This is a genomic window from Nocardia tenerifensis NBRC 101015 (genome assembly GCF_000308715.1).
Classification (GTDB): Bacteria; Actinomycetota; Actinomycetes; order Mycobacteriales; family Mycobacteriaceae; genus Nocardia; species Nocardia tenerifensis.
In genome coordinates this window covers 15,664-40,013 of the sequence record NZ_BAGH01000177.1, presented here as the reverse complement: position 1 = coordinate 40,013, position 24,350 = coordinate 15,664, and the positions used below count along the sequence as shown (strand labels likewise).

Below are 24,350 nucleotides of genomic sequence, written 5' to 3'. Positions count from 1 at the left end.
TCGCGGCACGCCTACTCCTGGGACGAATGATGGAAGGGAGTAGTCGGCATGACAGAAGAGCTGAACGGGACGCGCGTACTGATCATCACGTCGAACACCGGCGTCGAGCGCGATGAGCTGCTGGTACCGCAGAAGAATCTGAAGGAGAAGGGCGCCACCGTGGTGCATGCCGCACCCAAGAACGAGCAGGTGCAGACCTTCGAGCACGACACCGAGAAGGACGTCGCGGTGCAGCCGGACTCGGCGTTCGAGGACGTCTCGGTCGACGACTACGACGTGCTCGTCGTGCCGGGCGGCACGGTCAACGCCGACAAGCTGCGCGCGGAGGACCGCGCCGTCGAGCTGGCCAAGGAGTTCGCCGCCGCGGGCAAGCCGATCGCGGCGATCTGCCACGGGCCGTGGCTGCTCGCCGAGGCCGAGCTGACCCCCGACAAGACGCTGACCTCATACTTCTCGCTGCGCACCGACCTGAACAACGCGGGCGGGCGGTGGGTCGACGAGCCGGTCGTGCGCTCGGCCGAGAACGGTTGGACCCTGATCACCTCCCGCAACCCGGATGACCTCGACGATTTCTGCGGCGCGATCACCCAGGAACTCACCTCGAAGTCATAGTTCGCGCAGTTCCGCGGCCGTTTCGCGGGCCAGGTCCGCCGGGTCGCGAGTCGCGTCGACGGTCTGGCCGCGCTCGTCCTCCGCGAGGGGTTCGAGCGCGGCCAATTGCGAGTCGAGCAGGCTCGATGGCATGAAATGCCCAGTGCGGTCGGCCATTCGGTGTGCGAGTTCGTCGCGCGGGGCGGCCAGGTGCAGGAAGAACGCGTCGGGCGCGGCGGCCCGGAGCCGATCACGGTAGACGCGCTTGAGCGCCGAACACGTGACGACACCGCCATCGGTCCGCTCCCCCATCCAGGCCGCCACGAGATCGAGCCAGGGTGCGCGATCCGCGTCATCCAGGGGAATCCCCGCCGCCATCTTCGCGATATTGGCCTCGGGATGAAACTCGTCGCCCTCCGCGTACTCCACGCCCAACTCCGCGGCCAGCGCCCGGCCCACCGTCGACTTCCCGGACCCTGACACCCCCATCACCACCACGACAGGCAGCCCTCGCTGCGCCACATCGGCTCCTTCTCCTCGCGCAGCGCCCGCCAGTGGACGCGCGGTCCCGACCTTAAGGCATCGCCCGCTTTCCACCGGACACGCCGCACGAACGCCGCGAATGGGCGGACGGTAGCTGCCAGGCGATTCGACTTACTCGCCGAGTTTGCGCCATCAGGAGTGATCGAAGAGAGTGACTACGCTGTGCGGTGCTTCCGGGCCGAAGAAGTCCTTCAGGTTTTGCGCCGAGCGGCCGGCGGCGTCGCTGCCCCGCAGGAATAGCCGCTGTTCGTAGACGGTGAGCGCGGCCTCGATGTCGGGTTGCTCGACCAGGTTGCTCGCCAGGTCCGCGCCGTCGTACATGGCCAGGTTCGCGCCCTCGCCGGCGAAGGGCGACATCAGATGCGCTGCGTCGCCGACGAGCGTCGCGCCGGGCACCCGGTCCCACTCGAGCCCGACCGGAAGGGCATAGATGGGTCGCAGCCACGGTTGCGCATCGCTTTCCGTCACGAAGTCGGTGAGCAGCGGCGACCAGCCATCGAACTCGTCGGCGACTCGACGCAGACTGGCGGACGGGTCGCCGAAGTCGATCGATCTCACCCACTCCTCGGGCTTGTTCAGGGCCACGTATCCGCGCACGTGCCCGTCGGCGTAGCGATGGGCGATGATGCCTTTGCCCGGCGCGACCGCCATCAGCGTGCCACTGCCGATCGCGGCCACGCTCGCCCGACACCTGTGGCCGGATGAGGTGAGGGCGATCTCGATGAAGCAGGTTCCGCTGTAGAGCGGCTCGGCGGGGGTGAGCAGCAGGCGCACCTTCGACCACGCACCGTCCGCGCCGATGACGATGTCGGCGCGCGCGGCGGAACCTTTCGCGAAGGTGAGGTCGTAGCCGCCCTCCCGGCGGCGGACTGAGTCGAGCTTGTGACCCCACCTGATCGTCCCCGGCGCCAGCGAGTCGATGAACAGACGCCTGAGTTCGCCACGGTCCACCTCAGGACGAGCCGAACCGGGGTCCGCGGGCCTGTCGAACAGCACGGTGCCGTGCTGGTCGACCACCCGCTTGGCATCCTCACCCGGACGGACCAGAGTGCGGAACTCGTCGAACAGACCGGCTGCCCGCAGCGCGACCTGCCCGGTCGTTTCCTCGATGTCGAGCAGACCGCCCTGCTCACGGTTGTCCGCCGAAGCCTCACCCTCATAGATCGTCGCGGCGACCCCGTGCACCTGAAGCACCCGCGCGAGCGTCAACCCGCCCAGTCCGGCTCCGACAATAGCGATGGTCTTCTGCATGCTGCGCTCCTCTGTTGCGCCGACACGCGTCGGCGACGGTCGGTGCCTGGAGCGGGCGGGATGCCCGGCCTGGCACGGAGACGCTCAACGATCAGAACCATCTGTATCGATGTACGAACGATGCCAGCGGAAAACTCGCGCCGAACATCGCTTTTCGCGACCCAGCGACTATAGCCCGGCATCCCGGCTCGCGGCAGCCGGGGTCGCTTACGCTGCGACGCACCGCGCCCGCCGGGTCCTCGACGGCTCGGTAGTCCTCATAACGAACGCCACATAAATGTCCCGAGGGGGCATTCTCCCCCGCCGTGCGAAAACAATTCCGCCGCCGTGAAAACACCTGGTATCAAAGCAATTTTCGCGATCCCACGACAATCGACCCGGCAGCGAGGTCAATCCCGCGTCGGATGCGTGATCTCGGCTCGTAGGCGCTCGGTCGGTTTCGCGATATCCCAGTATCGAACGATGCCCTGTGCCCCGCGGTAATCGCTGGTGCCGCCGGTGATGGCCATGTCGAGCGGACTCTCATCCAATTGCCCGAGGGCCTGCATTGTCAGGGATCCCTGCTCGAGCCGCACCGTGATCACACATTGCTTGGTGATCTCGGCACCGTCGACACGGACGTTCTGGCATGACCCCCCACCCTGTCCGACCCGACGGCCGTCCTTCGTCAGCCAGCCTGTGTAGGCGGACACATCGCCGACGCTCGCGCCTGCTGGAGCAAGGTCTGGAGCCCCGAACTGGTCGTTCTCGACCGCGAGTTCCAGAATCTCGATTCGATCATCCGGCATGCTCGCCGCGCCGGCATCCTCACCGCAGGCGCTGAGCCCGCTGCCGACCAGCAGCGCACCGGTAGCGGCCATCATGATTGTTCTCATCGGATTCGCGGAGTATTGATTTCTCACCCCTTCAAGCTATGCCGCACGAAGTATCGAATCTAAGACCGATATTGCTATGGAGTTATAGAAGCGGAGTTATGACGGAAATAGACTTTGTCCCCGCCGTCGAATGGATCTCGTCTACGGCGGCCTGTGCCATCGCATTGTGGGTTACCAGCAACGTGGTGCGGTGTCGAGTAACGGCCAGGACGTCGGCTAGAAGTTCCTCGGCGGTGTCCGGGTCGAGGCCCTCCGTTGGCTCGTCCAGTACCAGCACCGGTGGATCGGCGAGCAGGGCGCGCGCCAGCACCAGGCGTTGCCGCTGACCGCCCGACATGGCCGCGCCGCCCGCGCCGACGGGAGTGTCCCACCCGTTCGGCAGTGACTCGATCCAGTCCAGCAGTCGCGCCTGTCGCGCTGCCGCACGCAATTCCTCGTGGGGCGCATCGGGTTTGGCGAAGGCGAGGTTCTCCCGGATACTCGTGTGGAAGATATGCGCGTCCTGGGTCACTCCGGTGATGAGGCGGCGCACCTCGTCGCCGGGCAGCGATCTCAGCTCGCGCCCGCCGATGGTGACGCTGCCCTGATACTCGACGAACCGCATCAGCACCGCCAGCACCGTGGACTTCCCAGACCCGCTCGGTCCGACGAGCGCGACCCGCCGCCCGGGCTCGAGGAGGAGGTCGACAGGGCCGTCGAGACGGCCGGGTACTCGCAGACCCCGGATCCGGACGGTGTGGTCGGACGCCACGACGGTGCGAGACGGCTCCACCACGGCCGGCGCGGCATTCAGGATCGCCGAAAGCCGACGGGCGGACATGCGTACCTCGGCATATCGGTGCGCGGCGGCAGGCAGCGGCGTGATCGCTTCGAATGCGGTCAATGCGAGCACGACCAGCACGGTCACGGTGATCGACGACAGCCCGGCCCGCTGGGCCAGGGCGGCGACGGCGATCGTGGTTCCGCCCTGGATCAGCAACACCGCCGAGCCGGCCAGTCCCGCCGTCCACGCCTTCGCCCGCTCTCGCCGCGCGAGCTCGGCATCGAGTTCCCGCGCCGCGGCCAGTGCCGAGCCGATCGCGTTGTACGCGGCCAGATCCGCGGCACCGTCGAGCAGATCGGCGGTCCGCGCGGCCAGCGCACCCCGGACATCCTTCTCGGCGGGTGAGCGTCCCGTCGACGCGAACACCGCCCCGGGTACGGCCACGCCGGCGATGAGCAACCCGGTCACCAGCACTGTCCCTGCCGTCGGCGACAAAACCGCCGCGGTACCCGCCGCCGCGATCGTCACCCCGGCCGCTACGGTCGCCGGCACCAGGCAGCGCAGCAGCAGGTCCTGCACCGCGTCCACATCGTCGACCAGCCGGGTGAGCAGGTCACCACTGCGGAACGCTGAAATACCGTTCGGTGCAAGCGGTTCCAGCGCCCGGTACAACGTCGCCCGAAGGTCGGTCACTGCCGCCAGCGCACCATCGTGGCCGAGCAGCCGGTCGACGTAGCGGAGCACGCCGCGCCCCAGCGCGAGCGCCCGCACCGCCACAATGGCCACCGTCACAGCGGATATCGGCGGCTGCTCGGCGGCCCGCGCGATGAGCCAGGCGGCGGTGGCCATCAGTGCGACCGCGGCCAGTTCCGCGGCGACCGCGGTCGCCGCGGCGGGCAGCAGTCGTCGCCAGTGCGGCAACAGCGAGGTCAGCAGACGGGTGGTCACGCGACACTCCTCGCCACGGCGCGGACGCGGCCGTCCTCGACCGTGATCACGCGGTCGACATGCTCGAGCAGGGCTGGGCGGTGCGCGACGATCAGGGCCGTGCGGCCGACCATCAGCCGGGCGGAAGCGGCGACAACCGCCGATTCGCTCTCCGGGTCGAGGTGCGCGGTCGGCTCGTCCAGCAGCAGGATCGGGGCGTCGCGAAGGAAGGCGCGGGCGATCGCGATGCGCTGACGCTGACCGGCTGACAGGCCTGCGCCCCGTTCTCCGAGCACGGTGTCGTACCCGTCGGGCAGTGCGGTGATGAATTCGTCGGCTGCCGCCGCATACGCCGCGGCGCGCACCTGTGTGTGGGAGGCGGCGGGTCGGCCCAGGCGAATATTGTCCGCGACAGACGCGGCGAACAGGTGCGGACGCTGGGGAATCCACGCGATGCGTTCGCGCCACGCGTCCATGGACAGCTCGGCGAGGTCTTCGTCGCCCACCAGCACCTTTCCGGACTCCGGACGGGTGAAGCCGAGCAGCACCGACAGCAGAGTGGACTTTCCCGCGCCGCTCGGTCCGACGAGGCCGACACGTTCCCCGGGGCGCACCCGCAGCGAGACTCCCGCGAGCGCAGGCCGGTCCCGGCTCGGGTATCGCACGATCACGCGGTCGAGCACGAGGCCGACGCGTCGTGTGTCCGGCACGGCGCGGCCGGACGTCGGGTCCGCTTCCGGAGTGTCGAGGTCGGCGAATACCCGCTCCGCCACCGCTATCCCCTCGGTGCTGTCGTGGAAAGCGGTGCCCAGCGCACGCAGCGGCAGGTACGCCTCCGGGGCGAGGAACAGCACCAGCAGTGCGGTCGCCAACTCCACCCCGCCCCCCATCAGCCGCAGTCCGATCGGCACCGCGACCAGCGCCACCGACAGGGTGGCCACCCACTCCAGCACCAGCGAGGACAGGAATGCCACGCGCAGCGTGCGCATGGTGGCGCGCCGGTGGGCGTCGGAAATCCGCCGCACCACACCGATTTGGTGTCGCGCGCGGCCGAACGCCCGCAGCGTCGGCAATCCGGTCACGACATCGAGAAAGTGGCCGCCGAGCCGAGACATCAACGCCCACTGCTGTTCCGTGCGTTGCCGGGTGTGCAGACCGACCAGCGCGCCGAAGATCGGGATCAGTGGCAGCGTCACCGCGATGATCGCGGCCGAGACCCAGTCGGCGAAGGCCAGCCTGGTCAGCACCAGCACCGGAATCACCGCGGTCGCAACGTATTTCGGCAGATAGCCGGTGAAGTAGGGATCCAGCGCGTCCAGCCCCCGGGTGACCAGCGTGGTCAGCTCCCCCTGTCGTTCGCGACCCAACCGCAGCGGACCCGATCGCGCGATGTGACCGAGCAGCCGAGCACGCAGATCGGTCTTGATCTCGGTCGCGCCACGGCGGGCAAGGATCATCTGCCCCCACACCAGTGCGGCGCGGGCGACAACCACGGCCCCCAGCGCGAGGAACACCGCGGTCGACCCGCCGGTCAGGACCCGGGCCAGCAGGTCCGCCTGGAGGATTACCGCCACCCCCGTCGCGAGCGCCGCCAGCCCGGTCACGCCGAGGTGTCTCCGCATCGCGGGCGCCTCGCGCAGTAGACGTCTTTCCGTCGATTTCACCGGGCACCGTCCTAGAAGTAGCTGGGCGTCTGGTGGCCGACGCGGCCGCGGAACAGCCACCAGCTCATCACCTGGCAGGCGATGACCACCGGAATCACCACCGCCCCGACCGGCAGCAGCATCCTCAGCGTGCCGGAGTCGGCTGCGGCCTCGGCCACGGTCAGCCCCGGGCCGCCGTCCGCATGGGAAACCAGGATGAAGGGGTACAGACTCGCGAAAATCAGCGGAACCGGCAGCAGTGCGGCGACCGAGGTCGCCGCGAACGCCGATCCCCGCGGTCCCAGCGCCGCCGCGACGAGCGCGCCCAGCAATGCGGCGACCAGGACTCCTGCCAGAGCCAGCGCGATCACCGGCCTGGTCACCGCGGTGCGCCCGCCGAGCAGCGCGGTCGCCAGAACGGCCACGATCGCCGAAATCAGTAGCGGGCGAGCCAGATTCCGGGCCCGCTGAGCCACCTCACCACGCGCCCGCATGGACAGAAAGGTCGCCCCGTGCGCGGCCAGCAGCAGCACATTGCTCAGTCCGGCCGACACGACGAACGGATCGAGCACCTCCGACCATCCGAGTGTGAATGTGCCGTCGTCCCGCAGGGGAACACCGCGCAGCAGCAGGCCGACCACCAGACCCCAGCCCATCGCCGGAACCAGCCCCCCGAACACGATCAGGAGGTCGAAGAGGCGACCGGCCGACGGGCTCTCCATCCGCCCGCGCAGCTGTACGGCGGCCTTACCGACGACCAGTCCCGCCAGGAGCAGGATCAGCAGGGGATACAGGCCGGCGAGCAGCTCGCCCTCCAGCAGCGGGAATGCCCCGAACAGCACCCCGACGAAGGCGACCAGCCAGACTTCGTTGCCGAAGAAGAAGGGACCGAGCGCGCCGCGCGTCACCCGGCGGGTGGATGCGTCTCGTCCTACCAGCGAATACAGCATCTGAGTGCCGTAGTCATAACCGGCGAGCACGAAGTAGCCGCTGAGCATCAGCCCCAACAGCACCAGCCACACAATCTGCACACTCACGACAGACAACTCCTCGAGAATTCTTTGCGTCGGCGACAGGGGCACGGGCGCATCGCGTCCCGTGCGGTCTTCAGAGGACGGCGACGAGTTCATCGTCCGGACGCGGGCGAACCGGATCGACCGCGCCCAGTTGGACGGCGTCGGGACCGCGACGGGCAAACCGCGCGATAAGCGTCCAGTTGGTGATGGCGAGCGCGACGAACACGGCGATGAACCCGACGCACGACACCCACAGATTCGCGGCGGATACATGCGAGACGGCCTGGTCGACGGTGAGCTCGCCATAGATGAGCCAGGGCTGCCGCCCGGTCTCGCGGAACACCCAGCCACCGATGGATGCGATGAACGGCAGCGGGATCATGGCGACCAGCAGCCAGGCCCCCTGCCGCCAGCGCGCCACCCGCGGGCCGTAGACCAGAAGGGCCACGACCATGACGAACATCGCGCCATAGAGGATCCCCTCGTTCGGCCCAGGCTCCCCGTACAGCAGCGAACCCACGAATTTGGCGAGCACCATCGGATAGGCCAGGGCCAGCAGGATCGCGACCACACGGAACCGCACCAGCCACTCGCGGAATACCACCAGGGCGGCGATCAGTGCGACGATCGCCACGACCTCGCCGAGATACAACATGACGTACTGGCCGATATTCATCCAGCTGGGCGGGGTGTAGTTCCCCGGACCGTGTTGCGCGACAAGCTGTTTCTGCAACTCCGCCGCCTCGTCACCGCCGTCCAGTACGGCGAACTTCATCGGCTGTGTCCGCCGCAGCAGCGGGTACTGCTTCACCCCGATCAGGAATACGGGGAAGGACGCGAGCGCGGCCATACCCACCCCCAAGCGCAGCGATCGAGTGAAGAATGCGTGATCGGCGGTGTGCTTGGCGATGTGGTAGGCGCTTACCCCGGCGATGAACACCCCGCCGGTCAGCAGTGCCGCCACAGCGACGTGCGCCAGCGCCAGCAGGGCGTTCGGGTTGGTCATCACCGCGGCGACATCGGTCAGGTAGGCCACGCCGTCGCGCACCTCATATCCGACGGGGTGCTGCATGAAACCGTTGGATACCAGGATGAAGTAGGCCGAGGCGTACGCGGTCAGCGCGACCAGCCAGATCAGGGCGGCATGCCAGCGGGCCCGCAGCCGGCCCCACCCGAAGATCCACATACCGAGGAAGGTGGACTCGGCGAAGAAGGCCACCAGCGTCTCCAGGGCGAGCGGCGCACCGATGACATTCCCGGCGAACTTGCTGAGCCCGCTCCAATTCAGACCGAATTGGAACTCCATGACCAGGCCGGTCACTATGCCCAGCGCGTAGTTGATGACGTAGAGCTGGCCCCAGAAGCGAGTGCTCCGCTCGAGGGCTACCCGGCGCGTGGGGTCGCGGGTGCACACCGCCCAGGTGTGCATGGCCGCCACCACGGGGACCAGCCCGAGCGTGAGGATCACGAACAGCCAGTGGACGGAGGTCGTCCCGGCGAACTGCACACGAGCCAGATCTAGAACATCCATGAATGGGACGCTAAGAGCCCCAACCCATTACATCAACGACCAACTCAGCCATAAGATCATGCCTCGTCCGCCATGACCATGGCGAAATCGCGGAGCCGCTGCGCGGCCACCGACAGGTAGGCGTCGTCTCGCCACACCACACTGAGCGTCCGCTCACAGCCCGGGGCGTCCACCTGTAGCCAGGCCACCGGAGAGGTGCGCGGCAGTACCTGCCGGGATGTGCTCGGCACCAACCCGATCCCGAGCCCGGCACCGATCAGATCGCCGGTCACCCCGGGCTCGTCGGCCTCGCACACAATCTTCGGACGCAGTTCGGCGGCGGTGAACAAGCGGTCCAGCAGTTCCCGCGGCCAATACCCCGGACGGCAGGTCACCCATGGCTCGTCGGCCAATTCGGCGATCCCCACCCGGTCGCGCGCCGCCAGCGGATGCGCCAGCGGGACGGCGAGCACGACCTCCTCGCGACGTAGGGTCATGGACCGATGTTCCGGGCCGATCAGGGGTTGTGAGGCGAAGCAGAGGTCGACCTCGCGGTCGGCGAGCTGGCGGGTCATACCCTCGGCATTGGATTGGAACAGCCGGATATCGACGCCCGGATGCCGTACCCGGAACCGCGCGAGCAGCCCGCTGATGGTCAGCAGGGTTTCCGCGGCGACCGCCACCCGCCCGTGGTCCAGTCCGGCGCTGTCGGCCAGTTCGCGGCGGGCGTCGTCGAGTTCGCCGAGCGCCCGGTCCACCCGGCGCAGGAAGGCCGCGCCGAAGGCGTTGAGCCGCACCTGCCGTCCCACCCGGTCGAAGAGCGGGACGCCCAGCTCTTTCTCCAGCCGCGCGATGGTCCGGCTCACCGATGGCTGCGCGACCAGCAGTTCCTCGGCGGCCTGGCTGATGTGCTCGCGGCGGGCAACGGTCTGGAAGTACCGCAGCTGCAACAGGTCCATGGAACCCCTCGTTCTCGTCTTATGCCTCTTGGAGAATGATGTTATGGCGCAATAGGTCTTGGAAGACATGAGCGCTCCGAGATTAGCGTCCGATCATGACTTCCACCGAACCCATCGTCATTGTCGGTGCCGGCTTGGCCGGAGCCACCGCCGCGCAGACCCTGCGCGCCGAGGGCCACGACGGTCCGATCGTCGTCATCGGCGACGAACCCGAGCGGCCCTACTGGCGGCCGCCGCTGTCCAAGGGCCTGCTCGCCGGGTTCGCGCAGCCCGAGCACATTGCCGTCGCGGCCGAGTCGAGCTGGGCCGAGCGGCACATCGAGCTGCGGACCGGAATCGGTGTGCGAGAACTGGATCCCGGCACCCGGACGCTCGATCTGGACGATGGCTCACGGCTGCGTTACCACCGCCTCCTGCTGGCCACCGGCGGACGGGCGCGGCGGGTGCCCGGTATGGACGGCGCGCGCACCCTGCGCACGCAGGCCGAGGCGCTCGCGTTGCGCGAGGAGCTGGCGGGCAAGCCGTCACTGCTGGTGATCGGCGCGGGGCTGATCGGTCTGGAGGTGGCGGCGACCGCGCGGTCACTCGGCTGCGAGGTGACTGTGCTGGAGATGTCGGGTGTGCCACTGGCCCGCATCGCCCCGCCGTGGCTCGGCGGCGTGTACGCGACACTGCACCGATCCAATGGCGTCGATCTGCACTTGGGTGTGCGGTTGAGCGAGGTCACCGAAACCGCCGACGGTGTCGTGGCCACCGCCGAGGACGGCCGCAGCTGGTCTGCCGAGGTGGCCGTCGCCGCGCTCGGCATGGTCCCGGAGACCGAGCTCGCCGTGCGCGCCGGACTGGCGGTGCAGGGCGGGATTGTGGTGGACGAGCTGTGCCGCACCTCCGCGCCCGGGATCTTCGCGGCCGGTGATGTGACCTCCCAGTCGCATCCGCTACTCGGCGGGCGGTACCGGATCGAGCATTACAGCAATGCGATGGAGCAGGCGAGCGCCGCCGCCCGCAATCTGCTCGGCATCGAGACGCCGTACACGCCCGTTCCGTCGTCGACGTCGGAGCAGTACGGCGTGCAGTTGGCAGTGTGCGGGTGGCCCGCCGCCGCCGATGTCTTCGACGAACGGGGACACACCTTGCGCGGTGAACCCGCCGAACTGGACTTCTCCGCCCTCTTCTGGAAGGGAGACCGACTGGTCGGCGCGGCTTGCGTGGGCCGGAGCGAGGAATTCGAGCGCCTGCGCGGGATGATCGCCGATCAGCCGAGCATGGACGACGTGCTCGCCTCGCTGTAACCGCGAGAACCCCGCCCCACAGTGCTCGCCGTGGCTGTCGCGGCATCCGCGGGCTGCGGCTCGGACGATATTTTCAGCGGCCCTCCGCAATCGGCTCCGACGGTCCCCGACGTCATCGGAGACCGTCCCGTCGAGGCACGAGAGTTGTTGGAGCACGCGGGTTTTCGAGTGATCACGCAGGGCGGCGTCGGACGCGGCCCGAACGACGTCTCCTGCGTGGTCACCGAGGTACACCCGAAAGGCGGCGCACTGGTCCCCTCCGGAACCGCGATGCACGCTGCGCACCCGCGAGGCATCCATCGGGCCCGACGGTGGGCCCGGTCAGGGCCCGATCTGCGGGGAATGATGCAGGCTATCGAACGGTCGAACGCTGTCGCTCATCGAGAGCCCACGCGATCTCACTACCCAGTCCCCCGGCACTGCTTGGGCAGTCGCTCATCGGCATGAACGCGCACCGGGAAGCGCTGTCGGCCAGCCGGTTTGGACGGCCGAACAATGCCCGGGTCGCGGCAATCGAGGATGTTGTCTATGGGAGAAGCTGTGCAGCGATCGATTGGACGTCCCTACCACCCCGCTCCGTGACCGGGCACACCACCGATGTCAGCTTGTCAGGAGGTCGTGGCGTCCTCGTTCAGAGCTTCGGCGTTGTAAGCCAGCAGCTCCCAGCAGTGGCCGTCAGGGTCGTCGATCGCACGGTTGTACAGCCAGCCCATGTCCTGGGCGTCCCGCGGTTCGGTGGCTCCTGCTGCCAGCGCCGCGTCGGCGAGACGGTCGACTTCTGCACGCGATCCGGCGGCCAGCGCGTTGATCACCTCGATCGGGCCCTCGGCAATGTCTCGCTTGGTGAAGGTAGCGAACGTCTCGCGCGTCATCAGTTGCACCACAAGCGTTTCGGCGAAGACAACCTGAGCGGAGGTGTCCCCGGTAAAATCCGGATTGATCGTGCCTCCCATCGCCGTGTATACCTTCTTGCTCGCCTCGAGGTCGGTGACCGGCAGGTTGACGTAGATCTGCGTGAATGCCATTTCGTGCCTCCGAAAATGTTCGATGTGCAGGGTGTTCCCGCGACACCACAAAGCTAGGGGCGCACCTCGACCTCGGTCTTGTACAGGAGCGACAGCATCTCGCCATCGTCGGCGTGCCGCAGTTGGGAAGCGGTGCAACCGATGAACCGGATCAGCGAACGCGCAAGATGCGGCTGATCGTGATAACCCGTCCGCTGAACAACCTCGATCGCCGGCATCCCCTGCTGCAGCAATAGCACGGCCTGTCTGGCCCGCTCGATCTGCCGGATCGCACCCTGCGTCAGCCCGGTCGCCGCCGCCACCCGCCGCTGCACCGACCGCGGAGTGACCAACGTTGTCGCATCTCCGCGCAGGACATCCGTGACCAGCGGATCGCGCACCAGCAGTCCGGCCCGGACCAAACGGTCCACAAAAACATCGGCGTTGCCGTAGGTCGGAATCTCCCACTCCTCGCCCTGCAACACGAACGAGCGGGCCGTGGCGTGCGAACTCGACACCGCGGTGTCCACCAGCGCTGACATCGGCATCGGCGCCAGAAACGCACCATGCCGGAAAATGATCCCGAGTGTTTCGCCCGGACCCGAGCCCAGCTCCAGCACCGTGGGACCGGTCTCGGGGCCACGGAGCGAAACGTGTGTGTCCCCGCGATCGCGCCAGACAACGAGCTCCCAATTCGAATTGGCCACCGACCGCATCCGCGACGCTACCGGCCCAGTGATCGACCCGGCCCGATAGATCCGCTCCACATAAGGCGAATCGGACAGGTGCTGCTCGATGCCACCGCCCGCGTCGAAGGTCACGGCCAGAAACTAGCACCGGCAGCCGTCCGCCGCCGCGCCGGAAACCGCTGGAGGCAGCGCTCACCCACGGCAGCGCTCACGCCGAAGCGCCAGCCGGCGCGGCGACACCAGGAATCAGCACTGTCGAAAGACGTTGCAGCGCTTCGGGGATCACCCAGTAGTACACCCAGGTGCCGCGGCGCTCGCAGTCGATGAGCCCGGCTTCGCGCAGCACCTTCAGGTGGTGGGAGATGGTGGGTTGGGATTGCTCGAACTGCGGTGTCAGCTCACACACGCACACCTCCTCGCCGGGACGCGAGGCAATCAGCGAGAGCAGCCGCAAACGGACGGGGTCGCTGAGGGCTTTGAAAGCGGCAGCCAGCTCCGCCGCGGTGTCGGCAGACAGCGGTGTGGTCAGGGTGGGGCCGCAGCAGCCGGTGGTGGCTACGACGGGCAGTTCTTGTTTCGACACACTTCTATATTGACATTCGTCGATGCAGTGTCGCAAGCTGTATCGGTATCCATCAATACAGCCCGGTCGGAGCAGCCGCCCGAGTCTCCCAGTCAGGGGTATGTCATGACACAGCAGCACAGCGAACTCCGCGAAACCGTGCGCGCCCGCTACGCCGAAGCCGCGGTCACCGTCGCCGCAGGCGGAGCCGCCAACGACTGTTGCGGTACCTCCGATGTCGAGATCGACGCCTACTTCGGCGCCGGCCTCTACACCGCCGCCGACCGCGACCAGCTCCCGATTCAAGCCACCACCGCCTCACTCGGCTGCGGCAATCCAACTGCGGTCGCCGACCTTCGTGAAGGTGAACGCGTCCTGGACCTCGGTTCCGGCGGCGGGATCGATGTGCTGCTCTCCGCACGCCGGGTCGGACCGACCGGCAAGGCCTACGGCGTCGACATGACCGAGGAGATGCTGGCCCTGGCACAGGAGAATGCCGCCAAGGCCGAAGCGACGAACGTGGAGTTCTTGAAAGGCACGATCGAGTCGATCCCGTTGCCCGCCAAAAGCATCGACGTCGTGATCTCCAACTGCGTGATCAACCTGTCGGTCGACAAACCCGCCGTCTTCGCCGAGATGGCGCGAGTGCTGGTGCCGGGCGGGCGGATCGGGATCTCCGATGTCGTCGCCGACGACGCCCTCACCCCCGCACAGCGGGCCGAGCGCGGTGAGTACGTCGGCTGCATCGCAGGCGCGTTGTCTTTCGCTGAGTACCGGGCCGGGCTGGAGGCGGCGGGGTTCACCGACGTCGAAATCACCACAACGCATTCGGTCGCCGATGACATGCACTCGGCGATTGTGAAGGCCGTCAAACCAGCTGAGCAGGCGGCCGGCGAGCCGACGACTCCGTGCTGCGGCCCGAGCTGCTGCTCGTAGATCTCCTTGGACTCGTGGTCCGCGACAGTGATCAATGCGCGGACGCACGTGCTCCACTCGGCTGGACGGCGTGAAGTTCATGGGGATGGCGGTGGACCCGGACGGGCCAACCGAGTCGAGATGCCACGGTCTCGCCTCGCGATCGTGAGTCATCGCGGTTGACGACGTCGGACCTATCGGCGCGCCGTTGGGTTCATTCGACCGCTCGCGTCAGTTTCCCGTCGATGTGGTGCGACTCGACGGGTTTTCCTTCGGTATCGGTTTTCGTCGCGATCCCGCTGAACGTCACGGCGGTAACGCGGGTTTCGTGGTCGCATTCCGGCGAGCTCATCCTGCTGTGCACACTGACTTCGGCGTGCTGCGCCGAGGTGACGAGCGCGCGGCGATCCTCACCCGCGGCATTACAGGTTGTTCGGAGCCCTCATAGCCCGTGCTCATTCGTCGAACGATGTGGTGTCCGCGTCGGGTGCAAGTGGTTTGCGAGGAGGGTAGATCGGATGCGGGTGGTGTCCGAACAAGTAGTCGCGAAAGGTTCGCAGATATTCGTTCTGATGCTGTTGATCGAGGAACGTGGTCGTGTTCGGATCGAACCAATCGCTCGGTGTCGGACGTCGCGCGATCACGTAGTCGAGGGCTTCGCGCACCATGTCCCCATAGCTCGGCTCCTCGATGATGGCGCGGCGCAGTTCTGGTGCGTACCGCCACATCTGATCGCCCAGATAGGTGTAGGGCAGGTTACCGGCCGGCCACAGCAAACTGTCGACATGCGGGATTTCGTCCCACCACTCCGGCAGTGGATCGGGGCGCACCGCGGCCCCTGGCTGTGTGGGTGAATCTGTGCGACGTTCCGGGCCGGAGAGGGGTGCGGCAGGATTTCGGCCGACGCCGCGGGGACGCCACGTCGGCCCGGTCCGGAGATTGCTGGGCGGATACCAAACCCCGCGCCACACCGGGACTCCGAGAGCGCGAATGTTCACCGAAAGGTTCTCGTCCACAACGATATCCGGCGTGATGCGGCGCACCCGGCGTGACTCCGCGCCGTCGGGGAGCAGATCGGTCACCATAGTAAGACAGTCCTGCTCGCCGTAGCCGGTCACACCGACGTACGATCCGGGCCAAGCCGGTTCGCGGTCCCGATCGAATTCGATCCAGAACCGCCGCACCACGGGCATATTCGTCCCTTCATGAACATCGAACGCTTGCACGGTAGCAACGTCCGTTCGACGCCCACCACTCGATAATCGGCACTATCGGATGTTTGCGAGATCGAATGGAGGCCAACGCCTGCGACTCAACTGCCGCCCGGAAGCGGCAGAAGAGGATGTTTGAGCATTGAACTTCAGTGCTGAATCAGGCCGCCCACCGGAGTCGGCCGCACGTGACCAGTTGCCGGAAGAATCTGTGCCAGTGCCAGCCCGGTATCGACAAGCGATGATCGGCGCAGACTGGCAACCTCCCCGATCGGCGTCCACGTCGGCTCCACGGTGTCCCCGTTCGGCTCGGCTCTCAGCCGACCGCCGGTGACGCGGACGCGGTAAAAGATCCCGATATTCTGATGGTCCACTCCAGCATGGGCGACAGCTGCGGGGATCACCCTCGAATCCACGCCCAGAAGGCGGTCGACGACGCCTTCGTAACCGGTCTCCTCCCGGATCTCCCGAGTCACAGCATCGAAGGGATCTTCTGCGTGCTCGACCCTCCCGCCTGGAAGCGTCCAAGAGGTTTCGCCACCCTCGGTCACATGGCGAGCAAGCAACACCTTGCCCTGTTCGAGGCAGACGCCGTACGCCGCGATTCTGAAACTCACCCCCAAACCTTATGCCGGGCTCGGATCGCTAAGCGGCGAACGTGTCTCCGAGACTGTCGCCCGAAATTCGGCAATACCGGTTGTTCGGTCAGCCGAGATGATGTCGGCGCGTCGATCTTCCGGCGGTCCGCGCGGCTGTCACACGCCGCGCGGAAGAGCGCCATGAGGAACTGTTTTCGCTCCGAGCATTTACCGAAGTTCTTCGATCACCTTCGCCAGCGCCGTCATCTGTGTCTCGTTGACCGAGAAATGGCTGACGGAGTATTCGTCGCGGTAACGCCGCAGGGTGTCGGCGATGCCGTGGGCCGACCCGTGGAGGAACCCGGGAAGGTGGCGCAGCTGCGCATCGGAGAAGGTGGGCTGGAACATGCGGGCGAGTGTCAGATCGACCGCGTCGTGTCCCTCGACCTCTACCGCCTGCACCGTCAGCCCCAATTCGATTTCGGCACAACGTGTTCCGGAAGCGTCACGGACGAACTGGGAGCGGCGGGCGAGCGCGGCGTCGCCGATCTCGTCGGAGTCGATATCGGCGCCGACGGGTATCCCGGCCAGCGATATGGTGTCGGCGTGTGCGGCGGCTACCCGCAGGAGGCGGTCACCACTTCCGGCCACCAGTAGCGGAATGCGGTGATGCACCGGCGGTTGGTGATCGCCTGCGAACAGCGCCTTGGTCTCGATGATGAGCTCGCGCAGGTGCTCGATGCGTCGCCGCGCGCTGGGGAACGGCAGTCCCAGGGCCTCGAACTCGGGTTTCGCGAAATCCGGTCCGGCACCGAGCCCTAACTCGAACCGCCCGTCGGTCAGTTGCGCCACACTCGCGACATCGCGGGCCAGCCAGGCGGACCGGTAGAAGGCCCCGTCCAGCACCATGGTGCCGACGTGCACGCGATTGGTCGCCTCCGCCATCGTGATCAATGCGGGGAACGGCGAAATCATGCCCAGATGGTCGGGCACCGTGATCACGTCGTAGCCCAGGCTTTCGGCCTGTTGTGCCTTCTTCTGCCACTCGGTACGCGAATCAGCGCCGCCGAAGCCGACAGAGAACCGAAATGGCCGCGGTGTCACACTATTTCGATCTTCATTCACTCCATCGACAGTACTCACACCGGCGCGCCGTGGGAGGGACCGTGCTCGGCACCACCGCGTAGCGCGAGGCCTACCGTGCCCTGCTGGAAGCCGCTGCCGCCGTGGTCGATTCGGGCGCGCCCGGCCCGGGAATGGAACGGTGAGCAGATCCTGGCACATGTCTGCCTCGACACCGCCGGCACGATTGCCTCCGTCGCGACGGGCGCGGCGGTGAGCACGCTACCTACGTCAACCTGGATCGCCCAGGACACGTGGACGATCGACCGCGTGGCGGATCAGGCGGCGGCTACACCGGCCTGGTCGGACACGCGGCTAGGCCGAAATCCTCTGTGGCTACAGCGGATCCGCGCTGGCCGAAGCCCAACTGGACAGTCCCGTCCCACTGCTGGGTCTCGACGGCGGCACGCTCCTCACTGACGCGGTCCCGCGCGAGACCTGTTCACCCGCCGCGCCTGACCCGCCGGCGGGGCTGGTTCTCCGGCTTGACTTGGAGTGCACTCCAGGTCCTAGCGTCGGAGGCGTTCGTCAGCTCTCGAGGTACCGCCCGGTCCGCCGGGCAGGAGGAGTATCCGCGCATGATCACCCGAACTACGCTCGGCTCGCCAGGTCTCATCGTCAGCGCGATGGGTCTGGGGTGTATGGGGATGAGCGAGAGCTACGGCGCCGCCGACTGGGACGGCGGCCTGGCCACCATCGGGCGGGCCCTGGAGCTGGGCATCACGTTCCTGGACACCGCCGACGCCTACGGCGCCGGGCACAACGAGGTGCTGGTGGGCCGGGCCATCCACGGTCGCCGGGACCAGGTTCAGGTGGCCACCAAGTTCGGCATCGACCGCAGCGGCGGCGACCAGGCACGCCGCATCCGCGGTGCCCGGGACTACGTGCTGCGCTCCTGCGACGCCTCGCTGCTGCGGCTGGGCGTCGAAGTGATCGACCTGTACTACGCCCACCGGCCGCCCCAGGACGTGGAGATCGAGGAAACCGTCGGCGCGATGGCCGAGCTGGTCGAGGCGGGCAAGGTCCGCCATCTGGGTCTGTCCGAGGTCGACGGCGAGCTGCTGCGCCGCGCGCACGCGGTACACCCGATCACCGCGGTGCAGAGCGAATACTCGCTGTGGACCCGCGACGTCGAGACCCTCACCCCGGTGATGGCCGAGCTCGGGGTCGGGTTGGTGCCGTACTCGCCGCTGGGGCGGGGCTTCCTGACCGGCACCCTGGACCGATCCACGCTGGGCGAGAAGGACTTCCGGCGCACCAACCCTCGCTTCGCCGGCGAGGCGGGCAGGGCCAACGAGAAGATCGCGCAGACCGTCCGCGAGGTGGCCGACCGGCTGGGTGCCACCCCGGCCCAGGTGGCGCTGGCCTGGGTGTACGCCCAGGCCGAGCGGCTCGGGGTGGCGGTGGTGACCATTCCGGGCACCCGCAGCCCGGCCCGGCTCGAGCAGAACGCGGCCGCGCTAGAACTCTCCCTCGACATCGAGGCGCTGACCGCGCTGGACCCGCTGAGCGACCAGGTGATGGGCGAGCGCTACATCCCCGTGCACACCGCTGAGGTCGCTCAGGGTTAGCCGGTAAGCTCGACGTGCACGACGTCCAGCTCGTTGACGCCCCCACGAAACCGGTGGTTCTGCAACGTAATACGCGCACAATGGTGAAATGTTCGAACGCTTCACCGATCAGGCTCGCACGACGGTGGTTCGGGCCCAAGAGGAGGCCCGCGGCCGCGGACACGACCACATCGGCACCGAACACCTTCTGCTCGCCCTCCTCAGCGACGAGCAGAGCGTGGGCGTTCGGGCACTCCGATCGCTGGGCATCGAGCCGGAGACGATCCGCGCCGACATCGAGGAGACCGTCGGCCGCGCGGACATGGAAGCGTCATCGGGGCACATCCCGTTCACTGCCGGAGCCAAGCAGGCGCTGGAACTGTCCCTGCGGGAGGCAATGGCACTGGGCCACAGCTACATCGGCGCCGAGCACATCCTGCTCGCCTTGCTCCGCCAGACCGAAGGTGTGGCCGCTGCGGTCGTGCTGAGCAAGGGCGCCGACCTGCCGGCCATGCGCGCCCGCATCAGAAGCATGTCCAGCGCGGCGGGCCCCACCTCGGCGCCGCCCGCCCCACTCGATTCCTCCGCGACGGCTCGGATGGTCATCCGTTCGCTGGAGAAGGAGAACGCGCTGCTGCGCCAGGAGGTCGACCGGCTCCGACAGTTCATCACCCGCCGACTCGGTGCGGAACCGCCCGCAGCGGCAGGCTGACCGCACACGCCCCGTAGCCCGATCGGTCCGCTCGATCAGCAAACGAATCGAACCACAACGGGAGCAGAGTGTCCGAATCTGCTTTCCGATGATCGGAAACGGCATGGGCACGCGTCGAGAAGCACTGGCAGCCAGCCAACTCGGGCGGCCGACCAGCGCGCGGCCAGCGGCTACTCGAGACTGGTGTCAGGATCGGGTCCCGGCTGTTCTTGGGGGCTGGCCAAGATAGCATCGGGGCAGGAACTAGGTCGGGACTGGAGATGCCTCGCAACAGACGTCCGCAAGATCGGGAAGAGAAACGCTCCGAGATCGTGGCAGCCGCCCGGCGGTTGTTCGTCGAGCAGGGATACGACGCAGCATCGATGACGCGGATCGCCCGCGAGGCCGGGGTGGTGTCGAACACGCTGTACTGGTACTTCCAGGACAAGGACGCGGTCTTGATCGCGGTCCTGGACGCGGTCCTGGCCGACTCGATGGCCTCCTACCGCGAAGTACTGGACTCCGAGCTGACCGATCGGCTGTTGTGGCTGGTCGAGGAGTTGGAGCAGCTGGGCCGGTTGGTGAGCACGGTGCACACCCGCGCCGGGGAATCCGCGGCCATCCAGGAATGGCATGAGCAGTTCCACGCGCTGTCCGAGGGACTGTTCCGGGCAGAGCTGATCGAGCTCGGCGTGCCTGCCGACGAGGTGGATCCGCTGGTCGCGATCGGCGTTTTCGTCGTCGAGGGCATGCTGACGCATCCGAGCGAGCAGGCCCAGCGGCGCGCGGTGATCGAGACGTTGCTCAACAGCGCTCGGAGTCTCGCCGCAGCCGCCGGCTGAGTGCCTGGCCCCGCGTCGACGACCCCGGCGGCCTACTGCGTCGTGCGCGCGGTGTAGTCGAATTGTATTGCCAGGAAGTAGAGTTGGTCACGCACGGCGCGTTGGAAATGCTCGCCCACGTAGATACCGAAGTGGTCGCACGGGTAGCTCTGGACGTGCACGTGCGCCAGGCCCCGCGCGTGACGCTTGGTGGCCGTCGCGGGCGCGGCCGCGTCATGATCGCAGACACACAGCAGCGTCGGGGTGCGCAAGCGAGCCAGTGCGCGACCGGGCCGATCGAGCGGAAGGCGCAGCACCAGCCGTGCGGCCAGGGCGTTGGCGGCATCGAATTCTTCTGCCGGGCCGCGCAAGACACCCCACATGCTGTCGCGACCGACACCGGTCAGAGGTTCTTCCCCACCGTCGTTCTCGGTCAGCTCGATGTTCTTCGACACCTGAGCCCGCACCGAGGGCAGCCGTTTCAGCAACGCGCTGGTGCGCCGCGAGAGCCGAGTCCCCGCGGGCAGCAGTGCCGAAGCACCGGCGAGTGCGTCGGGTGAGGCGACGAAGGCGGGCATCCAGGACGTGCCCGCCATCGGCAACAGGATCGGTTTCGCGCCGAACCAGGAACCGACCGTGTCGAGGACACCGGCCACTGTCAACACCACCACGCTCAATGGACCGGTCCGGATACGTGCGCGCAACGACGCCGGCCCGTCGGTGAAGGGGCACTGCGCCACGACCGCGGCGATACGGGTGTCTTCGGCAGCGACCTGAAGAACATGGCCGCCGCCGAAAGAGCTGCCCCACAACGCGATCCGGTCGACATCGACCTCCGGTAGCGTGCGCGCGAAGGCCAGTGCGGCATGCCAGTCGGCGCGTTGGCGGTCGATATCGAGCAGCTGGCGCGGCATTCCGCCGCTGGCCCCGAGGTGACGGTAGTCGAACACCAGCACCGACCACCCCGCCTCGGCGAACCGTTGCGCGTAGGCGTCCAGGCGCATCTCCCGCACCGCCCCGAGCCCGTGTCCCATGATCACCATCGGACGCGGGCCGTCCAGTTCAGGTGCGGTGTACAGCCATGCCGCGCACTCGTCCTGGCCCGAGCGGAACGAGACCTCACGTCGCCGTACCGCGACCGCCTCGCGCCGATCGGCCTGCCCACTGATTTCCACGATTCGCGTCCTTCCGCTTCACCGCCGCCCTTCTTGGACGTCATCCAAGAAGGGCGGTCGCGGCTACGGTAAAGGCTTCTTGGACGTCAGTCAAGAAGGAGGCGGGCCGCAGATCCGCATCGGCCCCAAACCCGAATCGCGTTGCAATCGGCATGAGCGCGCGTTGGAAAGCCGTGCCGGGCAATGGATCCGGACGGACGATCAAGTGCGGGCGCCGTCCTCGTTTCGCCGATCCCGCACGGTCGGCTCGTGATGACCGGGAGCCGCGTCTCCGACGAAGCTAACGCCCACCTCGCAGTCACCGTCGGATCCAGCAGCCCCGTAACCGTCGTATGTTCCGATTTGGCCGACAGTTCCTGACAATTGAGCTGCTGCAGGTCAGAGCTGGGCAGCAAGTGTGTCGCCGTACAGCTTCGCGACCCGGAGCCTGATCACAAGCCGGTTGTCGGTGACCATGTTCCGAAGGAAGGTCGGGGCGTCGTCGGGGTTGTCGAATTCAGGGAACATAGCCAGCATTTCGCGGCCTGTCGCGTCGCCGGGAACCGTACTGAGCGGAGAGATCTCCGCAATGCCCTCGGCCACCGCGAAGCCGAGATGATCCGAACGGCTCACATACAGCGCGGCGCGTGGATCTCGGGTGAGGTGACGGACTTTGACACGATCGGCGGTCGAGCCGATCGAAATCACACGCGTGCCCGGATTCCATTGGTAGGCAACGGTCGACAAGTGTGGGTTCCCGTCGCGCTTGACGGTCACCAGCGCTCCCATCCGATGCTCGGCGAGAAGCCGGTCCAGCCGCTCCGCGGGTAGCCGGGTCGGAGCCGCTCCCCGACCTGGTTCATACATCGGTTCTCGGATATCGGACATGGTGCCCCTTCCGTTGTCTTGGTGCACTATTTGTTACTGAGAGCATGATCTGTCACGGTCATGCCGGGCGGAAGAAGGCACTTTCATGTTCCACGGTGACAGCGATGTTCCAGTGCAGGTCGAGGCGGTTGGCGAGGATGATTCGCCGCTCGGGCAGGCTTGTTCGGTGCTGGAAGTCCTCAACCGGGTTAGTGGCAAATGGGCTATCGGAGTCCTGCTCTTGACCTCTCGCCGGCCGATGCGTTTCACCGAACTCGAACGCGAAATCGACGGTGTCAGTAGGCGCATGCTCACACTGACGCTGCGTAACCTCGAACGTGACGGCCTGCTGAGCCGCACGGTGTATCCCGTGGCTCCTCCGAAGACCGAGTATGAAGCCACACCGATGGCCCGGGAGCTGTATCAGACTCTGCTGGCGCTGACGGGGTGGGCCGACCGCAACCGTAACGCGATCGCCGCGGCCCGCAGAACCTACGACGACGATCGGGACGCATCCGGTGTCACATCGACCGGATCAGCATGATTCGCTCATCGGCAATGCCGGATGTCCTGCGCGGCAGTCGATCTCGGCGCGCGGAACGCCCGCCCAGCGGCAATACAGTCCGTTTGCCGACGGACATCCGTGTCCGATTCGAGCCGATCGGCGAGCAGCGGGACGGGTCGACTGCGTCTTCGGACCAGAACGCTCGTCGCATCGTTTCTCGATCTGGTGGCACAACAGCGTCGGTAAGGCCCAACCACCAGCTCGCTGTGCTGAGAAGATGTCCGGTGCCGGGGATCGCCTCGGGAGAAGGGACACACCCATGCGAGGAACCACTCTTGTCGTGTCGGCGCTGATGGTCGTCACCTGCGGACTCACCGCGGTTGCCAGTACCGCGGGAGCGGTCGACGACGAGGCGACGTGCGCTGCCTTCAACGAGGCCTGGACCGATTTGAACAACCGGCTCGGAGCACTCGGCGGCGCGGGCTCGTTCTCCGAATTGCGCCAGATCTACCTCGACACCGCCGGAGACCTCCGCGCCGTGGCGGACACCGCAGACCCGGGCGCGCTCAAAGACGCGCTGAATACTGCTGCGACACACCTGAGTCGGCTCGAGACCGCGACAAACCTCGACGACTTCGACACGGTGATGAAGGATCCCGCTCTCACCGCCGCCCTGGACGCGGCCGGCACACCCTGCGGTCTCTGATCTCGCCCCGCGTTCGCTCGGCGGCGCGTACATCGATTCGCCACCGCGGCGGCTCAAGCCAACCAGCCGGGCACTCTACGGCAAAGCGCGTGTTCGGGACCGCGCGATAGGTGGCGATACAAGATGTTCGAAGCGGTTGCCTGGCACCGCATCTGATGCGGCGCGGACCGGGCACGTAACCTCGCACAGTGCCCTCTGAGCCGCGTTTCGAGAACCCTCCCGCGATGACGCACGCCGCGGTGATCGAGACGCTGGAGCGGGCCTTGCGCGACCGCACGGCCGAAGGAGAGGCTGCGACCGCCCTGGTCGGGACCGCATTGAACTGTGCGGACGCGCAGTTCATCGAGCACTGGTGTGTGCAAGTCGGGACACGGGCTGTCTCCGGTAGTCCGCTGCTGGGCCTCGCCGGTTTGTGTTTGGGACACACCGCCCGTCGTTTCGGGTATCTCAGCGACGAAGCCTTGGCGCTGGTGCAGTTGTTAGCGGCCCGGGCCGAGGCCGATCCTTCGGATGTCGACGGTCGAGCGCTCGACGGTTACGACGATGTCCGCAGCTTCTTGCATCTGTGGTGAGGTGTCGTCCCCGAAGTCGGAGACTTCTACATA

The 24,350-nt window shown here is 67.1% G+C and carries 28 protein-coding genes; 11 read left to right on the top strand and 17 right to left on the bottom strand.

The genetic code is table 11. The features are described from left to right. Positions 1 to 48 precede the first annotated feature (48 nt). The gene (locus ON39_RS14305; protein WP_040734451.1) at positions 49 to 612 is read left to right on the top strand and encodes a type 1 glutamine amidotransferase domain-containing protein; all 564 of its coding nucleotides are present in this window, start codon (positions 49 to 51) and stop codon (positions 610 to 612) included. Here ON39_RS14305 and ON39_RS14300 read toward each other — a convergent pair. The 8 genes from ON39_RS14300 to ON39_RS14265 all read right to left on the bottom strand — a co-directional run bounded on the left by ON39_RS14300 (position 607) and on the right by ON39_RS14265 (position 10,078). After that, complete coding sequence (locus tag ON39_RS14300; RefSeq protein WP_211336432.1) at positions 607 to 1,113, bottom strand: gluconokinase; 507 nt, start codon at positions 1,111 to 1,113, stop codon at positions 607 to 609. The genes ON39_RS14305 and ON39_RS14300 overlap by 6 nt on opposite strands. 153 nt (positions 1,114 to 1,266) lie before the next feature. After that, the gene (locus tag ON39_RS14295) at positions 1,267 to 2,385 is read right to left on the bottom strand and encodes an FAD-dependent oxidoreductase (protein ID WP_040734449.1); all 1,119 of its coding nucleotides are present in this window, start codon (positions 2,383 to 2,385) and stop codon (positions 1,267 to 1,269) included. 389 nt (positions 2,386 to 2,774) lie between these two features. Further along, a complete protein-coding gene (locus tag ON39_RS14290) occupies positions 2,775 to 3,248 on the bottom strand; it encodes an allene oxide cyclase barrel-like domain-containing protein (RefSeq protein ID WP_040734524.1) in 474 nt (157 codons plus the stop codon). A gap of 94 nt (positions 3,249 to 3,342) precedes the next feature. Next, positions 3,343 to 4,971 (bottom strand): thiol reductant ABC exporter subunit CydC, encoded by a 1,629-nt coding sequence (gene cydC, locus ON39_RS14285; RefSeq protein ID WP_051186605.1) that lies wholly within the window; start codon positions 4,969 to 4,971, stop codon positions 3,343 to 3,345. Further along, on the bottom strand, positions 4,968 to 6,572 hold the full coding sequence (gene cydD / locus ON39_RS14280) for a thiol reductant ABC exporter subunit CydD (RefSeq protein ID WP_051186604.1): 1,605 nt from the start codon (positions 6,570 to 6,572) through the stop codon (positions 4,968 to 4,970). The genes cydC and cydD overlap by 4 nt, the downstream gene beginning before the upstream one ends. Before the next feature lie 53 nt (positions 6,573 to 6,625). Next, on the bottom strand, positions 6,626 to 7,630 hold the full coding sequence (gene cydB / locus ON39_RS14275; protein WP_051186603.1) for a cytochrome d ubiquinol oxidase subunit II: 1,005 nt from the start codon (positions 7,628 to 7,630) through the stop codon (positions 6,626 to 6,628). Positions 7,631 to 7,700: 70 nt separating this feature from the next. Next, positions 7,701 to 9,140, bottom strand: a complete 1,440-nt coding sequence (locus ON39_RS14270; RefSeq protein WP_040734445.1) for a cytochrome ubiquinol oxidase subunit I — start codon at positions 9,138 to 9,140, stop codon at positions 7,701 to 7,703. A gap of 56 nt (positions 9,141 to 9,196) precedes the next feature. Beyond that, positions 9,197 to 10,078, bottom strand: coding sequence for a LysR family transcriptional regulator (locus ON39_RS14265; RefSeq protein ID WP_040734444.1), 882 nt, complete (start codon positions 10,076 to 10,078; stop codon positions 9,197 to 9,199). Positions 10,079 to 10,173: 95 nt separating this feature from the next. On the opposite strand from ON39_RS14265, the gene ON39_RS14260 reads away from it, so the two are divergent. Together ON39_RS14260 and ON39_RS51415 are read left to right on the top strand one after the other, a co-directional pair. Further along, a complete protein-coding gene (locus ON39_RS14260) occupies positions 10,174 to 11,370 on the top strand; it encodes an NAD(P)/FAD-dependent oxidoreductase (protein ID WP_040734443.1) in 1,197 nt (398 codons plus the stop codon). Positions 11,371 to 11,391: 21 nt separating this feature from the next. Next, complete coding sequence (locus ON39_RS51415; protein WP_110293842.1) at positions 11,392 to 11,817, top strand: PASTA domain-containing protein; 426 nt, start codon at positions 11,392 to 11,394, stop codon at positions 11,815 to 11,817. A gap of 161 nt (positions 11,818 to 11,978) precedes the next feature. Here the strand turns inward: ON39_RS51415 and ON39_RS14255 are convergent, their stop codons facing one another. The 3 genes from ON39_RS14255 to ON39_RS14245 form a co-directional block, all read right to left on the bottom strand. Further along, positions 11,979 to 12,395, bottom strand: coding sequence for a VOC family protein (locus ON39_RS14255; protein ID WP_040734442.1), 417 nt, complete (start codon positions 12,393 to 12,395; stop codon positions 11,979 to 11,981). Positions 12,396 to 12,448: 53 nt separating this feature from the next. Beyond that, on the bottom strand, positions 12,449 to 13,195 hold the full coding sequence (locus tag ON39_RS14250) for a helix-turn-helix domain-containing protein (protein WP_051186602.1): 747 nt from the start codon (positions 13,193 to 13,195) through the stop codon (positions 12,449 to 12,451). 76 nt (positions 13,196 to 13,271) lie between these two features. Continuing rightward, positions 13,272 to 13,646 (bottom strand): ArsR/SmtB family transcription factor, encoded by a 375-nt coding sequence (locus ON39_RS14245; RefSeq protein ID WP_040734441.1) that lies wholly within the window; start codon positions 13,644 to 13,646, stop codon positions 13,272 to 13,274. Between the two features lie 105 nt (positions 13,647 to 13,751). On the opposite strand from ON39_RS14245, the gene arsM reads away from it, so the two are divergent. Both arsM and ON39_RS48765 read left to right on the top strand, forming a co-directional pair. After that, positions 13,752 to 14,561, top strand: a complete 810-nt coding sequence (gene arsM / locus ON39_RS14240; RefSeq protein WP_040734440.1) for an arsenite methyltransferase — start codon at positions 13,752 to 13,754, stop codon at positions 14,559 to 14,561. 187 nt (positions 14,562 to 14,748) lie between these two features. Then, positions 14,749 to 14,988, top strand: a complete 240-nt coding sequence (locus ON39_RS48765) for a hypothetical protein (RefSeq protein WP_146251293.1) — start codon at positions 14,749 to 14,751, stop codon at positions 14,986 to 14,988. Positions 14,989 to 14,995: 7 nt separating this feature from the next. On the opposite strand, the gene ON39_RS14235 is transcribed toward ON39_RS48765, so the two are convergent. From ON39_RS14235 to ON39_RS48760, 4 genes are all read right to left on the bottom strand, one after another. Further along, on the bottom strand, positions 14,996 to 15,733 hold the full coding sequence (locus ON39_RS14235; RefSeq protein WP_040734437.1) for a hypothetical protein: 738 nt from the start codon (positions 15,731 to 15,733) through the stop codon (positions 14,996 to 14,998). A 167-nt stretch (positions 15,734 to 15,900) separates the two neighbouring features. Beyond that, positions 15,901 to 16,368, bottom strand: a complete 468-nt coding sequence (locus ON39_RS14230; RefSeq protein WP_040734436.1) for an NUDIX hydrolase — start codon at positions 16,366 to 16,368, stop codon at positions 15,901 to 15,903. Between the two features lie 189 nt (positions 16,369 to 16,557). Beyond that, positions 16,558 to 17,454, bottom strand: coding sequence for a TIGR03621 family F420-dependent LLM class oxidoreductase (locus ON39_RS14225; protein WP_157195464.1), 897 nt, complete (start codon positions 17,452 to 17,454; stop codon positions 16,558 to 16,560). A gap of 14 nt (positions 17,455 to 17,468) precedes the next feature. Further along, positions 17,469 to 17,627, bottom strand: a complete 159-nt coding sequence (locus tag ON39_RS48760; RefSeq protein WP_157195463.1) for a hypothetical protein — start codon at positions 17,625 to 17,627, stop codon at positions 17,469 to 17,471. Between the two features lie 402 nt (positions 17,628 to 18,029). On the opposite strand from ON39_RS48760, the gene ON39_RS14215 reads away from it, so the two are divergent. The 3 genes from ON39_RS14215 to ON39_RS14205 all read left to right on the top strand — a co-directional run bounded on the left by ON39_RS14215 (position 18,030) and on the right by ON39_RS14205 (position 20,534). Continuing rightward, the gene (locus tag ON39_RS14215) at positions 18,030 to 19,022 is read left to right on the top strand and encodes an aldo/keto reductase (protein ID WP_040734433.1); all 993 of its coding nucleotides are present in this window, start codon (positions 18,030 to 18,032) and stop codon (positions 19,020 to 19,022) included. 88 nt (positions 19,023 to 19,110) lie between these two features. Further along, on the top strand, positions 19,111 to 19,713 hold the full coding sequence (locus ON39_RS14210) for a Clp protease N-terminal domain-containing protein (protein ID WP_051186601.1): 603 nt from the start codon (positions 19,111 to 19,113) through the stop codon (positions 19,711 to 19,713). A gap of 260 nt (positions 19,714 to 19,973) precedes the next feature. Beyond that, positions 19,974 to 20,534 (top strand): TetR/AcrR family transcriptional regulator, encoded by a 561-nt coding sequence (locus tag ON39_RS14205; protein ID WP_040734429.1) that lies wholly within the window; start codon positions 19,974 to 19,976, stop codon positions 20,532 to 20,534. 32 nt (positions 20,535 to 20,566) lie between these two features. Here ON39_RS14205 and ON39_RS14200 read toward each other — a convergent pair whose 3' ends face one another. Continuing rightward, complete coding sequence (locus tag ON39_RS14200) at positions 20,567 to 21,688, bottom strand: alpha/beta hydrolase (protein WP_040734428.1); 1,122 nt, start codon at positions 21,686 to 21,688, stop codon at positions 20,567 to 20,569. A gap of 378 nt (positions 21,689 to 22,066) precedes the next feature. After that, a complete protein-coding gene (locus tag ON39_RS14195) occupies positions 22,067 to 22,534 on the bottom strand; it encodes a TIGR03618 family F420-dependent PPOX class oxidoreductase (RefSeq protein ID WP_040734427.1) in 468 nt (155 codons plus the stop codon). 106 nt (positions 22,535 to 22,640) lie between these two features. On the opposite strand from ON39_RS14195, the gene ON39_RS14190 reads away from it, so the two are divergent. The 3 genes from ON39_RS14190 (at position 22,641) to ON39_RS14180 (ending at position 24,317) form a co-directional block, all read left to right on the top strand. Then, complete coding sequence (locus ON39_RS14190; RefSeq protein WP_083894436.1) at positions 22,641 to 23,078, top strand: winged helix-turn-helix transcriptional regulator; 438 nt, start codon at positions 22,641 to 22,643, stop codon at positions 23,076 to 23,078. Between the two features lie 280 nt (positions 23,079 to 23,358). After that, positions 23,359 to 23,745: a hypothetical protein gene (locus tag ON39_RS14185; RefSeq protein ID WP_040734426.1), complete on the top strand. Its 387-nt coding sequence runs from the start codon at positions 23,359 to 23,361 to the stop codon at positions 23,743 to 23,745. 224 nt (positions 23,746 to 23,969) lie between these two features. Next, positions 23,970 to 24,317, top strand: a complete 348-nt coding sequence (locus ON39_RS14180) for a hypothetical protein (protein ID WP_051186600.1) — start codon at positions 23,970 to 23,972, stop codon at positions 24,315 to 24,317. The last annotated feature ends 33 nt before the right edge of the window (positions 24,318 to 24,350 follow it).